The organism is Nocardia sp. BMG111209 (genome assembly GCF_000381925.1).
Taxonomy (GTDB): domain Bacteria; phylum Actinomycetota; class Actinomycetes; order Mycobacteriales; family Mycobacteriaceae; genus Nocardia.
On sequence record NZ_KB907307.1, the window covers coordinates 4,578,740 to 4,591,152 of the forward strand.

Sequence of the window (12,413 nt, forward strand, 5' to 3'; positions counted from 1 at the left end):
TGTGGGCGTGATCACCGCCGTCCCCGCGTGGACCGGACAGGAGCACTCGACATGACAACTGGGACAACGGCATCGGCCTCGGGGACCACACTGCGCGCGGGCGTGGTCGGGCTCGGGATGATCGGCGGCGGCGTGGCGGTGAGCCTGGCGCGGCGCGGGCGGATTCCCACCGTGTACGACGTGCGGCCGGGGATCTCGGATTCGCTCGAGGGGGTCCCGGCCCAGGTGGCGACGCTCGCCGAGGTGGCGCGCGACAGCGAGGTGGTCCTGGTCGCGGTGCTCGACGCGGATCAGGCGCGGGCCGTGCTGACCGGGGCGGACGGGTTGCTGGCGGCGGCGCGTCCGGGGCTGGTGGTCGCACTGTTGTCGACGGTCGCCCTCGGGGAGGTGCGGGAGCTGGCCGCCATCTGCGCGGCGGCCGGCGTGGACTTCCTGGACGCCGGGGTGACCGGTGGTACCGCGGCGGCGCAGAACGGGCTGACCGTGCTGGTGGGCGGGCCGGCCGAGACCGTCGACCGGGCCCGGCCGGTGCTGGACGATTTCGCCAAGCGGGTCGTGTACTGCGGTGCACTCGGCACCGGAATGACGATGAAGCTGGCGCGTAACGCGCTGACCTATTCCGTGTGGGCGGCGGTGCGGGAATCGGCGCTCATCGCCACCGCCGGTGGTATCTCGCTGTCGCGGCTGCTGGAGGTGGTCAGCGATACCGACGGGGGTGCGGCGCCGCTGACGCTGTTGCAGGTGCACGCCGCGGGAATCACCGTGCCCGAGGAGCGGGTCGCCTCGGCGGATCTGCTGGCGCAGAAGGATCTCGCCGCGGTGCAGGAATTCGCCGCGAGCGCCGGGATCGAGGTGCCGATCGTCGCCGCGGCGCGGCCGCACATGCGCGCGGTGTACAGCGGCGAACTGCCGTCCCGGCCCGCCTGACGCGGGTCGCGAGAATCCTTGTCCCCGAATCGGAACGGAGAATGTCGTGGACGAATTGCGGCGTAAGGGCCTGGAGACGATGAACCAGGTGTACTCGTGGGATATGCCCGATATGCCGGGCGAGTATTTCGCGCTGACCGTGGATCATCTCTTCGGCACCGTCTGGAATCGGCCGGGGCTGTCCCGGCGCGATCGCCGGATGATGACACTGACCGTGGTGACGGCGCTGAATCTGCCGGATGCCGCCGAGATCCAGGTCAATGCCGCGTTGCAGAACGGGGAATTGACCGCCGAGGAACTGCGGGAGACGGCCATCTTCCTCACCCACTATCTCGGATTCCCACTGGGCTCGGTGCTCAACGGGGTCGTCGAGCGGGTACTGGCCAAGCGGCAGAAGGCAGCCGAATCCGGCCGGGCCGAGGATCCGAAGGCGAATGTCAGCGCCGCGGTGAAGATGAATACCGGTAAGACGCTCGAACAGGAATAGTCACGGACTGTCGATGAGGGCCTGGATCGCGCGGGCGTAGATGTCGAGCACCCGCGGATCCGGATGCGGGCCGCGACCGCCGCCGAACAGCCGGCCGCTCATCAGCAGGCCCGCGATCTGGGCGGCGATCAACTCGGCGCGGATCGCCGCGTCGGGGCCGGGCAGTCGCTCGGCCAGCGGCGCGGTGACGTGCCGGGCCGTCGAACTCTCCAGGTAGGCGCGGACCTCGGTGCGGTCCAGTGCGCCGAACAGCGCGCGGTACAGCTTCCGGGTGTCGTCCGGGACCTCTTCCACGAGCCTGCGCAGGATCGCGCGGCCGAGCGTGTCCAGCGGGCCATCGACCACGCCGCGCAGGCTGTGATCCACCGACACGGTCTCCAGGAACAACGCCTCCTTGGAACCGAAATGCCGGATCACCAGGGCCGGATCGACGCCCGCCGCGGCCGCGATATCGCGCACCGAGGTACCGCTGAAGCCGTGCTCGGAGAACAGCCGAACCGCGGCGGCCCGAATGGCATCGGGTGCGCGGGTGGATCGAGGCCGTCCGGTTTTGCGCCGGGCGGCCTGCTGGTCGGCCGGTGACGAGGACACACCGTCGATTATGGGCCGGTCATCGGGTTGTTGGCGAACCAGACATTGTCCTCGCGCAGTGCGCGGCTCTGCCAGCCGGTGGCGGTACGGACCATCGAATGGTGGTAGTAGCCGCCGCAGAAACTGAGTTCCGGGAAGCCGGGGAACTGCATCGGGTTGTAGAACTGCGCCCGCACCTCGGCCGTATCGCCGTCGATATCCGCCTCGATATTGGTGACGAAATGCTGGGTCATGGGCAGCACCGCCATGGATTCGCGTAACCAGTCGACGATCTCGTCCCGGATTCCACTGCGGCCGAACGGCGCCGAGCGGTAATCCAATATCGCCTCCGCGGTGAACAGCGAGCGGTACAGTTCCCAATCCCTCGTGTCGACCGCGCGGCAGTAGGCGTGCAGTACCGCCTGGATGTCGAGGGTGTCGCCGATGCGCTGAATATCCATGTGCCGGTTCAGATCTTGAAGCGGCCGGCGAAGGCGCGCAGCGGCAGGTCGGCACTGGTGACGATGCCGGGGCGGGCCGCGACGACCGATCTTATCGAGTTCAGGGCGGGCAGTCCGGTGACGGTCATGCCGATCGAGGCGAAATTCTCCGGATTCGACAGGTCGAATCCCTTGCGCGGGAAGATCATATGTTTGCTGTAGATGTTCGGATCGCCGGTCACCTGGGTGATGTAGCAGCCCTGTACCCGCCAGGCCGGATCGGTGTGCGGGGTCATCTGCCATTCGAGATGGGATTCGATGCGCGGCACCCCGTCGACCATGCCCTGATATTTGATGTGGCTGGCGCCGAGTGACCCCTTCGGCAGGGAATACCAGCCGAGATCGACCTCCTCGGTGCAGGCGCCGAGTTCGTAGCGGAAGGCGACCTCGTCGAGTTCGAGATCGAAGGCGTCGGCCATCAGGTACACCGAATCGGCGAACACCGCGGTGTACTTGTACAGCGAATCCGGGATGGTCGGATCGTCGACCGGGCGGCCGTATCCGACCGCCTTCCAGGTGTCGACGGAATGATGGCAGGACACGTCGACGGATTCGGTGACGACGATGTTCTCGATCTCGGCGACGTCGGCGGTGTGCACGATGCCGAGAATCTGGCACAGGCCGGGATTCATACCGGTGCCGTAGAAGGTGGAACCGCCGCGTTCGCAGGCGGCCGCGATGATCTCGCTGACCTTCCGGCCGGACGGGTGTGGATGATTGGTGTCGCGATGGAATCCGGTGATCCAGTCGGCGGTGGTCACCACGTCGATGCCCGCCGCCAGCACCTTCTCGTAGAGATCCTCGTCGGGGAATACGCCGTGGAAGGTGAGCACGTCGGGGCGGGCCGCGAGAATCTCCTCGACCGTGCCCGTGGCCGTGACCCCGATCGGGCCGATGCCGACGATCTCGCCGGCGTCGCGGCCGATCTTGTCCGGTGTGTAGCAGTGCAATCCGACGAGTTCGAGATCGGGATGCGCCTGGACGCGGCCGATCATCTCGGTGCCGAGATTGCCGGTAGCGACCTGGAATACCCGGATCCGATCGGGAGTGCTCATCGCGCGTCGGCCTTTCTGTTGTTCGAGGAGTGGGTGGGATAGAACTGGGCCGCCCAGGCGCGCAGGGCCGTGAAGCCTCGGTACTCCTTGCGCGACAGGCCGGGCGGATCCGAATACCGTTGGTGCGCCCAGATTTCCACGTCGGCGGCGAACTGCTCGATGACGAAGTCGGCCATCGTGGCGCCGTAGCGGTTCAACTCGGGGGCGTCGTCGCCGGGGCGGCGGCCGATCCACACCGTGAAGCGCACATCGGAGGTGGTCTCGTCGACCGGGGTCACCGCGGGCATCGTGCGGTTGTCGACCATGCCCCAGCTCTTGGTGATCGAACAGCCGAGTCCGGCGTTGATCGATTCGACGCCGCTGGCGATCTCGTCCGCGGCGACACCCGCCTCGAACGCGATGGTGAAATCGACGAAGGACACCGGCCCGGAGAAATCGTGACGGGTGAACTCCGGCACGAACGGCGTCTTGTGCACGAATTTGAAATGCGCGAAGTCGACACCGTTCTCCATGATGTACTGCGGATGCAGTTCGAGTCCGGGCCGGAACAGCGTCGCCCCGGGCACCGGCGGATAGTAGTCGGCCGCGGACCTGTCGTCGCCGAAGGCCGCGAAGATGTCCGGTATCTCGAAATACGGTGGGCGGCCGTCGATGTCGAACCAGATCCAGACGGCCTCGTTGCGCTCGGCGACCGGATAGCTGCGGATGCGGCGGCCACGGTTCGGGTGGTCCTCGTAGGGGATGCACACGTTGCGGCCCTCGCGGTTCCACTCCCAGCCGTGGAACGGGCACACCAGATTCTCGCCGTCGACCCGGCCGCCGTAACCGAGGTGCGCGCCGAGGTGCTCACAATAGGCGTCGAACACCGCGACCTGCCCGGACGCCGACCGCCAGGCCACCATGTCGCGGCCGAAATACTTCATCCGGTGCACCGCGCCGATCGCGATCTCCGTGCACCACGCCACCTGGAACCAGCCCGTGGGCTCCATCGACAGTGGTGGTCTCGCCATCTCGATCCTCCCGATCACCGCGGAACCCGTACCGCCCCGCCCGGCGCCGGGCTGTGACCCGGGCCACGGGGCGACCTGAGCATAGAACCCTCTTTGAAAGATTACAAGAGGGTTATGTGAAAATAGAACTCCCTGGTCGAGGCAGCTACAATCGGCCCTCGTGACGGATATGGCGATCGGCGGGCGGCGCGCGAACAAGCGCGGCCTCGCGACCCGGGAGAGCATGCTGGAGGCGGCCATCGCCTCGCTGGCGACCGGCGATCCCGCCGCCGTCTCCGGTAATCGGATCGCCCGCGACATCGGCGCCACCTGGGGTGTGGTGAAGTACCAGTTCGGCGATATCGACGGGCTGTGGGCGGCGGTCCTGCGGCACACCGCCGACAAGCGCGGCGACCTGCCCGCCGGGCTGAAACCCGGTGGCACCCTGTACGAACGGGTCGACGCGCTGATCCGCACGATGGCCGTCGGCCTGCGCACACCCGAATCGCTGGCCATCGAGACCCTGCGCGCCGCCCTCCCCCGCGACCAGGCCGAGCTGGAACGCGACTTCCCCCGCACCGCCGCCGAGCTGGCCTCCTGGAAACCCAACTGGGACAAGGCATGTGAGCGCGCCTTCGCCGACCTCGGCGTGGATCCGGTGAAGGTGCGGCAGGTGGCGGCGCTCGTCCCCGCCGCGATGCGCGGCATCACCTCCGAGCGCACCCTCGGCACCTACGGCGATCTCGACGACGCGCTCGACGGGCTGATCGGGGCGCTCACCGCGTACCTCTCCGACTGAGCGGCAACGGGATTCGCCGGTCGAGTGTTTCCCCGGGCCGAGGCGGAACGCCGCCGCCGCTGCGGTGCGGTTACGCTCGCGGTCATGGGTGACGCACCGGCGAGGCAGTGGTCGGGCGATGTGGTGCTGCGGCCGGGACTGCTGGCGTTCACCGGGCGGATCGGGCCGGCGGGGCTGCACGCCCATCACACGGTCGGCGTGAACATCGCGCTCGGCGGGACCGTGACGCTGGCGGATGCCGACGGAAGAACCACGACCGCAACGGCTTTCGTCGTTCCTGCCGATATCGCGCACCGGGTGGTGCGGGGAACCGGTACCGGCATCGTGGCGCAGGTCGAGCCGATGTCGCGGGCGGGGCGGGTGCTGACGTCGATGGTGGCCGATCCCGGCTCGGTCGAGGCGTGGGCGGCGGCCGGCGCCTCGCTCGCGCCGCCGTATCCGTGGGAGGTGGCGGCGACCTCCTCGGCCGGGACGTCGCATCCGGCGGTGGCCCGGGCGATCCGGCTGCTGACGGAGCGGGCGAGTGCGGGTCCGGTCGTGCTGACCGAGGTGGCCGATGCGGTCGGACTCTCGGAAAGCCGTCTGCGCCATGCCTTCCGGGCCGAGGTCGGGCTGCCGTTCCGGCCCTATGTGCGGTGGGTGCGCGTACTGCGGGCCATCGAGGCGTGCGCGGCGGGCCGATCGCTGACCGAGGCCGCGCACGCGGCGGGATTCGCCGACAGCGCGCACCTGAGCCGGACGTGCCGGCGGATGTTCGGTCACGCACCGTCGGAATTCGTGCACGCCGGAATGAGCTGGGCCGGAGCGGCTCTGGTCGGATAGCCGGTTTGTTCAAGCCACGGCCACCCGGTGCCGGTGATGATCGGCGGCATGACCAGTTCAGCCCTCTTCCGGCGGGCGGCCCTCGCCGCACTGCTGGCGTTGTCCCCGATCACCGGCACCGCGGTGGCGACGGCCCGGCCCGCGCCGGCCGGGCCCGGCGATATCGTCGAATCCCGGCCCCTGACCCCCGCGGAGCTGATTCCCGGTGCGGCCCGGGGGTTTCGGATCGTGTACCGGACCACCGGGCAGAACGGCGAGCCCGCGATCAGCGGCGGCGACCTCTTCCTGCCCGCCGGCGCGGCGCCGCCCGGTGGCCGGCCCGTGGTGTCGTGGGCGCACAGCACCAGCGGTACGACCCGCGGCTGCACCCCGAATCTCGACGGTCAGCGGGCCGACGGATTCGACGAGACACCGCAACTGTCCGCCTATCTCGCGCGGGGCTATGCGGTGGAGGCGACGGACTACATCGGGCTCGGCGCGGACGGCGTCTACGAATACCTGGCCGGGCGGGCCGCCGGGCACGCCGTGCTCGACATCGTCCGGGCCGGACGGACATCGGATCCCGGCCTCTCGGAGTCGGTTGTGCTGGCGGGACATTCGATCGGCGGGCAGTCGGTGCTGTTCGCCGCGGCGTCCGCCCCGGACTACGCGCCGGACCTCGACGTGCGCGGCGTCCTGTCCTACGCGCCGACGAGCAATGTCGACGGTGTCATCGCCGCGGTCGCGGGACCGGAGCTGCCCGCCGCTCCCGCGCTCGACGGACTCCAGGTCCGCATCCTGATGATCCTGGCCGGACTCGACCACGCCCGCCCGGAGCTGCACGTCCTCGACCACCTGAGCCCGTGGGGCCGGCAGATGCTGGCCGTCGCGGAGGCGGGCCGGGACTGCATGGGCGCGATCGAGGCCGCCGTCGCGGGACAACCCCTGGGCAGGCTGTATGCCGAGCCGCTGTCCGATCCGGCGATCGGCGCGGCGCTGCGCGACTACCTCGGGGTGCCCACCACGGGCTATCGCGCACCGGTCCTGCTCCTGCAGGGCGTGCCCGACACCGTGCAGCCGATGCCGACGACGCTACTGCTGCAGGAGCAACTCCGGCAGGGCGGCGCCGACAGCCGATTGCGGCTCTATCCCTCGGCCACCCACTTCACGGTGCTGCCGCAGGCCGCCGACGACGACCGGGCATTCCTGCTCGGGGTCCTGCCGAATCGGTGAGCGCCACGGGAGTTCGGTCACCCGGCCGTGTGCCGCACTGCGGTCCGTCCGTTCATCAGGTTGTGACGTTTCATCCTGTTCATCCGGACCGGGCGGACGAGTAGAATTTCGAACGGGTATTCTCCCCGATCCATTTCTCACGCAGGCTGTTGGGTGGCACTTCGGTCCCACGATCCGGCGACTGCTGAATCGGCGTGTCGCCGTACGGATGTATCACCACGAAAATGCCGAATCCGCCGGGCGGTTGAACGCCGAGTTGCTGTCGATCCCGCCGTGCCGGCGGTACGAAATTGGCGAAAGGACCTGTGATGGCAGCTGATTTTGTGTTTGGCACAGCAACAATTGCACCCGGCAATGAAACGTTGTGGTTCACTTTTTCGTGGCCACCCGGCCAGAACCCGAACAAAGGGCCGGTGGTGTGCGTCGTCTCGCCGAACCATCCAGCGGTGGCAGAGGATGTGAAGTTGACGATCACGCACTTTGCCCAGGCCCGTAGCGCACAGGGGCCCGTCTACTACTACGGGCTCGTCTCCAACAGCTGTTCGCAGCCGGTTGCCGGCCGCGTGATGGTCGTCTATTTCCCCGAATTCCAGAGCGATTGGGCGATGTGATCATGAAGATGCAGGTATTGACCGACAAAGCCGGTGATGTCGTCGGCACTTATCGGCCCCCGAAAAATCCGCACAAGGAGGATCCGACCTTCGCGATCCACGGCGGCCCGGGGTACGAAGTGCACGAGTTGGAGATGCCCGAGGAGTACTGGGACATCGAATCGGCCGAAGAATTACATCGACGGGTCGGCGAACAGCTGCGGTCGCAGCGCTGATCACCTCGGCCCGGGAGGTGATCGGCCACGGTGAGCCGATCTCGTCCGGACGGCCACGGACGGCACCGCGGCCGCCCGGACGAACGAGGAGCGGCCGCGATCCGGTCTCGTCCGGTCGCTGCGAAGGTCCCGTGGTGACGGGAGCGGCGAACCGGGCGGCGATACGCTGATCAGCCACGCCGATGCCGGACTCTTCCGTTCCGAGACGTGTCAACTATAGTTCGAATATATGTTCGAGACTTGGCCCGAGATCTTCAGCCCGTCGATGCGACGGGTCGTCGATCCGCCGGTGCCGGTCCTGGTGGAACTCGGGGTCGCGATCGCCCGGACGCCCGGCGGGCGGTTCGGGCGGGATACGGTGCCGATGCGGGTGAAGGCCGGGGGGCTCGATCTGAGCCGGACGGTGCCGGGGCGGTTGCTGGCCTGGGCGCGGTGCAGCGACGGGAGTTGGCTCGGGCTGGTCGAATTCATGATCGCGACCGGGAACGATCGCGGACGGATCGCGGTCACGCAGTGGTGTGGCGCGCGGGCGCTGCGGCCGGATCCGGGGCGCCGGATCGTCTGACCCGTCGGGCGGTGGGCCGAGGAGGGTTCGGATGCGGGTGGCGTAGGCGCCGGGGGTGGCGGTCCTCAGGAGCGCCGCAGCACGTAGCCGACGCCGCGGATGGTGTGGATCAGCGGCGGGTCCACCGCATCCACCTTGCGCCGCAACTGGCTGATGAACGACTCCACCACCCGGCTCTCCCGGCCCGCGTCGGCGTGCCACACCCGATCGATGATCTTCTCCTTGCTGACCACCACCTCGGCGTTGATCATCAGGTAGTGCAGCAGGTTGAACTCGGTCGCCGACAGCAGGATGTCGGTGCCCGCGCGGACCACCCGGTGCGCGGCGACGTCCAGCAGCAGATCGGCGTACCGCAGCAGGTTGTCGTCGCCGGATCCGCTGGTGCGGCGCAGGATCGCACGCAATCGCAGCACCACCTCCTCCAGGCTGAACGGCTTGCCGACGTAGTCGTCACCGCCGGCGGCCAGGCCCTCGATCCGATCGGCCACCGCGCCGCGGGCGGTGAGGAACAGCACCGGCGCCTCGTTGCCGGTCTCCCGCAACCGGCGGGCCACCGCGTAGCCGTCCATATCCGGCAGCATCACGTCCAGCACGACGATATCGGGGCGATGCGCGGCGAACGCGGCCAGCGCGGCCTGCCCACTGTCGGCGGCGACGGTGTGGAACCCGTTGAGGCGCAACGCTTCACAGAGCAGATCGCGAATGTTCACATCGTCGTCGACCACCAGCACGGTGGCATCCGGGGTGGTAGCGGTATCGGGCACGCTCCCACGCTACCGAGGTTCGCCGGGAGCGGGCCGGATCAGGACAGTGTCCGCACCAGTTCGATCGTGCCGAGGCGGCGGATCGCCGCGCAGCCCCGGGACAGCATGGTCAGGAACATCTCGTCGCCGCGGTCGGTCTCGGTGGAGAAGGCGAAGCCGAGGGTGGTCAGCATGGGGATCTGCAACATGCCGAGGCGGTAGTCGGTCCAGCCGTCCGCCGCCGGATAACCGGTCACGCCGTAGCCGAGCAGCCGTGCGTGGTAGGCCGCGACCAGGTCGGCCTCGACTCGCGCGCACAGGTCGGGAGTGAGGCCGGTGCCGAGGAAATAGGCCAGGTCCCGTGCCGGCAGCCCGATCGTGATGGTCTGCCAGTCGACCACGGTCACCGCGCTCGCATCGGGTGCGAACAGCAGATTGTCCAGCCGGTAGTCGCCGTGCAGCAGGCAGAACCGGTCCGGATGGATACCCAGCCACGGCTCGATCGCGTCCGCCGCCGCGGTGAGGGTGGCGCGGTCCTCGGCGGTGAGCCGGTCGCCGAGGCCGGTGAGCGTGGCGTCCAGGGCGAAGCGGGCGAGATCGCCCATCCCGCGCGCGACGGCGCCCTGGGCCCGGGGCAGGGCGGCGCCGTCGAAGGTCAGCCAGGCCGGATCGCACCAGCGCGGCCCGTGCAGGCCCGCGAGCGCCTCCACCGCCACCCGCGCCTCGGCCGGCGTGCAGCCGCGGATCTGGTCGCCCTGTACGGCGGGATGCAGATCCGACATCAGCAGGACGAATTCCGAAGCGTCGCGGGCGATATCGCAGTGGTGCACCCGCGGCAGCGGGACCGCGACGGTGCCGGCGACCGTGGTGTAGAAGGCGTGCTCGGCTCGATAGCCGAGCGCGACGCGCTCGCGGACCTCCGCGCGCTGCGACGGCAGTTTCGCGATGAGCGCGTGCGGGCCGGACTCCGGGCCCGCGTAGACGGGGGTGATCCGATAGGTCGCACCGGTCTGGCCGGTACCGACCGCGTCGACGCGCACCGACGAGATCTCCACTCCCAGTACGGATTCGAGCCATTCGGCGGTGAGCTGACCGGGATCGGCCGGCAGCGCGGGCGGGACGGCGTCGGCCCGCCTCGACGATGTGTTCATGATGCGTTCTTCCTTCGTCGCGGCCCCGTCCGGCCGGTCCGCGGTGATTCGGCCCGATCGTGGTGGCGCAGATTCTCTTCGGCGCGGGACAGCGCCATTCCGTGGACGAGCCAGCGGACGGTCGTCGCGAAGACGCGCGGATCGTCCCACTCGCCCGGCGCGGCGACATCCGACAACGTCATGCTGAGCGTGACGTGCGCGAGGATGCCGCCGGCCTCGACCGCCCGGCTGTGACTGAAACCGTCCCGTTCGAGGACGGTCATCAGCCGGTGGACGTGATCGATGACGACGTCGCGGTCGGCGATCGTCATCAGGGTGCACAGATCGGGATTGGCCAGCAGGGCCGCGCGCAGTTCGGTGCACCACGATTCGGCGGCCACCTCCCACACCGCGTCGGCGGCGAAGCCGAGCTCCAGCCGCGCGAAGGCCCGCGCGACCACCCCGCGCACCAGCACCTCGTAGCTGCCGACCTGTTGGTAGAGGGTCTTGTTCGAACAGCGCAGTCGCGCCGCAAGCGTGCGGATGGTGAGTCCCGCGGCGCCCTCCTCGGCCAGGATGCGCAGCGCCTCGTCGAAGATCGCCTCCGCGCTCAGCAACGGCTTCGGCACGTTCGCGCTCCTCGCTCCGGGATCCGGATCGCCTGCCCCACAATGGGAAACTATGTTATCTTAACCGCGCGACAGGGCACGCGGTTCCGGCATCGCCGCCGGCAAGGAGTTGGCACGTGACACCCATTTACGACGAACTCGGGTTCTATCTGCTCGCCGGCGCCGGGATCGACGGGCCCGCGGCACTGCTGCACGAGGCCCGCCGCGGTGAGGAACTCGGCTTCGGTACCGGGTTCATCTCCGAGCGCTGGAACACCAAGGAGGCCTCGTCGCTGACCGGCGCGGCCTGCGCGGTCACCGAGCGGATGACCATCGCCACCGCGGCCACCAACTACAACACCCGCCATCCGCTGATCACCGCGTCCTGGGCGACCACCATGCACCGCCTGTCCGGCGGCCGGTTCACCCTCGGCGTCGGGCGCGGTATCGCGGCGATCCACGCCGCGTTCGGAATACCCGCCGTCACCACCGCGCAGCTGGCGGACTGGGCACAGGTGATGCGGCGGCTGTGGCGCGGTGAGATCATCGCGAATCACGACGGGCCGATCGGCCGCTATCCGGTGTTGTTCCTGGATCCCGACTTCGACGAGGACATCCGGCTGGCGCTGGTGGCGTTCGGGCCGCAGTCGCTGGCCCTCGGCGGCCGGGTGTTCGACGACGTCGTCCTGCACACCTATTTTCCGCCCGAGACGCTGCGCCGCTGCGTCGCGACGGTGAAGAAGGCGGCCGAACAGGCCGGGCGCGATCCCGATGCGGTGCGGGTGTGGTCGTGCCTGGCCACCGTCGGCGATCACCTGCCCGAGGATCTGCGGCTGCGCAAGACCGTGGGCCGGCTCGCCACCTATCTCCAGGGCTACGGGGATCTGATGGTCCGCACCAACGACTGGGATCCGGCTGTGCTGCAACGCTTCCGCGGCGATCCGGTGGTGACCTCGATTCCGGGCGCCATCGACGGCAAGGCCGACACCGGACAGCTGGAGCACATCGCGACCCTGCTGCCGGACGAGTGGCTGTCGGCCGCCGCGACCGGCAGTCCGGCCCGCTGTGCGGCGCGGGTGCGCGAGGAACTGGGCCACGGCGCGGACCGGGTCATCCTGCACGGCGCCACCCCCGACGAATTGGCGCCGGTCCTGGCCGAATACGGGCACTGATCGTATAC

At 69.1% G+C, this 12,413-nt stretch carries 16 protein-coding genes; 9 read left to right on the forward strand and 7 right to left on the reverse strand.

Annotated features, from left to right (window positions below; genetic code table 11):
• Nucleotides 1–51 precede the first annotated feature (51 nt).
• Both G361_RS0121230 and G361_RS0121235 read left to right on the forward strand, forming a co-directional pair.
• Entirely contained in the window at nucleotides 52–927 is an 876-nt protein-coding gene (locus G361_RS0121230) for an NAD(P)-dependent oxidoreductase (protein ID WP_081635443.1), read from the forward strand.
• A gap of 46 nt (nucleotides 928–973) precedes the next feature.
• Nucleotides 974–1,414, forward strand: a complete 441-nt coding sequence (locus G361_RS0121235; RefSeq protein WP_019929124.1) for a carboxymuconolactone decarboxylase family protein — start codon at nucleotides 974–976, stop codon at nucleotides 1,412–1,414.
• Here G361_RS0121235 and G361_RS51630 read toward each other — a convergent pair whose 3' ends face one another.
• Genes G361_RS51630 through G361_RS0121255 form a run of 4 tightly spaced genes read right to left on the reverse strand, consistent with a single transcriptional unit; the run spans nucleotide 1,415 to nucleotide 4,549 of the window.
• The gene (locus G361_RS51630) at nucleotides 1,415–2,005 is read right to left on the reverse strand and encodes a TetR/AcrR family transcriptional regulator (protein ID WP_019929125.1); all 591 of its coding nucleotides are present in this window, start codon (nucleotides 2,003–2,005) and stop codon (nucleotides 1,415–1,417) included.
• An 8-nt stretch (nucleotides 2,006–2,013) separates the two neighbouring features.
• Nucleotides 2,014–2,445 carry a nuclear transport factor 2 family protein gene (locus G361_RS50450; RefSeq protein WP_019929126.1) on the reverse strand — a complete coding sequence of 144 codons (432 nt, stop codon included), beginning with the start codon at nucleotides 2,443–2,445 and terminating at the stop codon, nucleotides 2,014–2,016.
• Nucleotides 2,446–2,453: 8 nt separating this feature from the next.
• Nucleotides 2,454–3,539 carry a dihydrodipicolinate reductase gene (locus G361_RS0121250; RefSeq protein ID WP_019929127.1) on the reverse strand — a complete coding sequence of 362 codons (1,086 nt, stop codon included), beginning with the start codon at nucleotides 3,537–3,539 and terminating at the stop codon, nucleotides 2,454–2,456.
• Nucleotides 3,536–4,549 (reverse strand): Rieske 2Fe-2S domain-containing protein, encoded by a 1,014-nt coding sequence (locus tag G361_RS0121255; protein ID WP_052172692.1) that lies wholly within the window; start codon nucleotides 4,547–4,549, stop codon nucleotides 3,536–3,538. The genes G361_RS0121250 and G361_RS0121255 overlap by 4 nt, the downstream gene beginning before the upstream one ends.
• 169 nt (nucleotides 4,550–4,718) lie before the next feature.
• Here G361_RS0121255 and G361_RS0121260 point away from each other — a divergent pair, with 169 nt between their 5' ends.
• The 6 genes from G361_RS0121260 to G361_RS0121285 all read left to right on the forward strand — a co-directional run bounded on the left by G361_RS0121260 (nucleotide 4,719) and on the right by G361_RS0121285 (nucleotide 8,752).
• Nucleotides 4,719–5,327, forward strand: a complete 609-nt coding sequence (locus G361_RS0121260) for a TetR/AcrR family transcriptional regulator (protein ID WP_019929129.1) — start codon at nucleotides 4,719–4,721, stop codon at nucleotides 5,325–5,327.
• A gap of 84 nt (nucleotides 5,328–5,411) precedes the next feature.
• Nucleotides 5,412–6,149 (forward strand): AraC family transcriptional regulator, encoded by a 738-nt coding sequence (locus G361_RS44360; RefSeq protein ID WP_036495310.1) that lies wholly within the window; start codon nucleotides 5,412–5,414, stop codon nucleotides 6,147–6,149.
• 48 nt (nucleotides 6,150–6,197) lie between these two features.
• Nucleotides 6,198–7,361: a lipase family protein gene (locus G361_RS0121270; protein WP_063711871.1), complete on the forward strand. Its 1,164-nt coding sequence runs from the start codon at nucleotides 6,198–6,200 to the stop codon at nucleotides 7,359–7,361.
• A 308-nt stretch (nucleotides 7,362–7,669) separates the two neighbouring features.
• Nucleotides 7,670–7,972 (forward strand): hypothetical protein, encoded by a 303-nt coding sequence (locus G361_RS49615; RefSeq protein ID WP_155981528.1) that lies wholly within the window; start codon nucleotides 7,670–7,672, stop codon nucleotides 7,970–7,972.
• Between the two features lie 8 nt (nucleotides 7,973–7,980).
• Nucleotides 7,981–8,187, forward strand: a complete 207-nt coding sequence (locus G361_RS0121280; RefSeq protein ID WP_155981529.1) for a hypothetical protein — start codon at nucleotides 7,981–7,983, stop codon at nucleotides 8,185–8,187.
• A 229-nt stretch (nucleotides 8,188–8,416) separates the two neighbouring features.
• Nucleotides 8,417–8,752: a hypothetical protein gene (locus tag G361_RS0121285; RefSeq protein ID WP_019929134.1), complete on the forward strand. Its 336-nt coding sequence runs from the start codon at nucleotides 8,417–8,419 to the stop codon at nucleotides 8,750–8,752.
• 65 nt (nucleotides 8,753–8,817) lie between these two features.
• Here G361_RS0121285 and G361_RS0121290 read toward each other — a convergent pair whose 3' ends face one another.
• From G361_RS0121290 to G361_RS47110, 3 genes are read right to left on the reverse strand one after another with little or no spacing between them, the layout of a single operon-like run.
• Nucleotides 8,818–9,516: a response regulator transcription factor gene (locus G361_RS0121290; protein ID WP_019929135.1), complete on the reverse strand. Its 699-nt coding sequence runs from the start codon at nucleotides 9,514–9,516 to the stop codon at nucleotides 8,818–8,820.
• 38 nt (nucleotides 9,517–9,554) lie between these two features.
• Nucleotides 9,555–10,646 (reverse strand): phosphotransferase family protein, encoded by a 1,092-nt coding sequence (locus G361_RS0121295; RefSeq protein WP_019929136.1) that lies wholly within the window; start codon nucleotides 10,644–10,646, stop codon nucleotides 9,555–9,557.
• A complete protein-coding gene (locus G361_RS47110) occupies nucleotides 10,643–11,254 on the reverse strand; it encodes a TetR/AcrR family transcriptional regulator (RefSeq protein ID WP_019929137.1) in 612 nt (203 codons plus the stop codon). The genes G361_RS0121295 and G361_RS47110 overlap by 4 nt, the downstream gene beginning before the upstream one ends.
• Before the next feature lie 125 nt (nucleotides 11,255–11,379).
• On the opposite strand from G361_RS47110, the gene G361_RS0121305 reads away from it, so the two are divergent.
• On the forward strand, nucleotides 11,380–12,405 hold the full coding sequence (locus tag G361_RS0121305; protein ID WP_052172850.1) for a TIGR03857 family LLM class F420-dependent oxidoreductase: 1,026 nt from the start codon (nucleotides 11,380–11,382) through the stop codon (nucleotides 12,403–12,405).
• Nucleotides 12,406–12,413 lie beyond the last annotated feature (8 nt).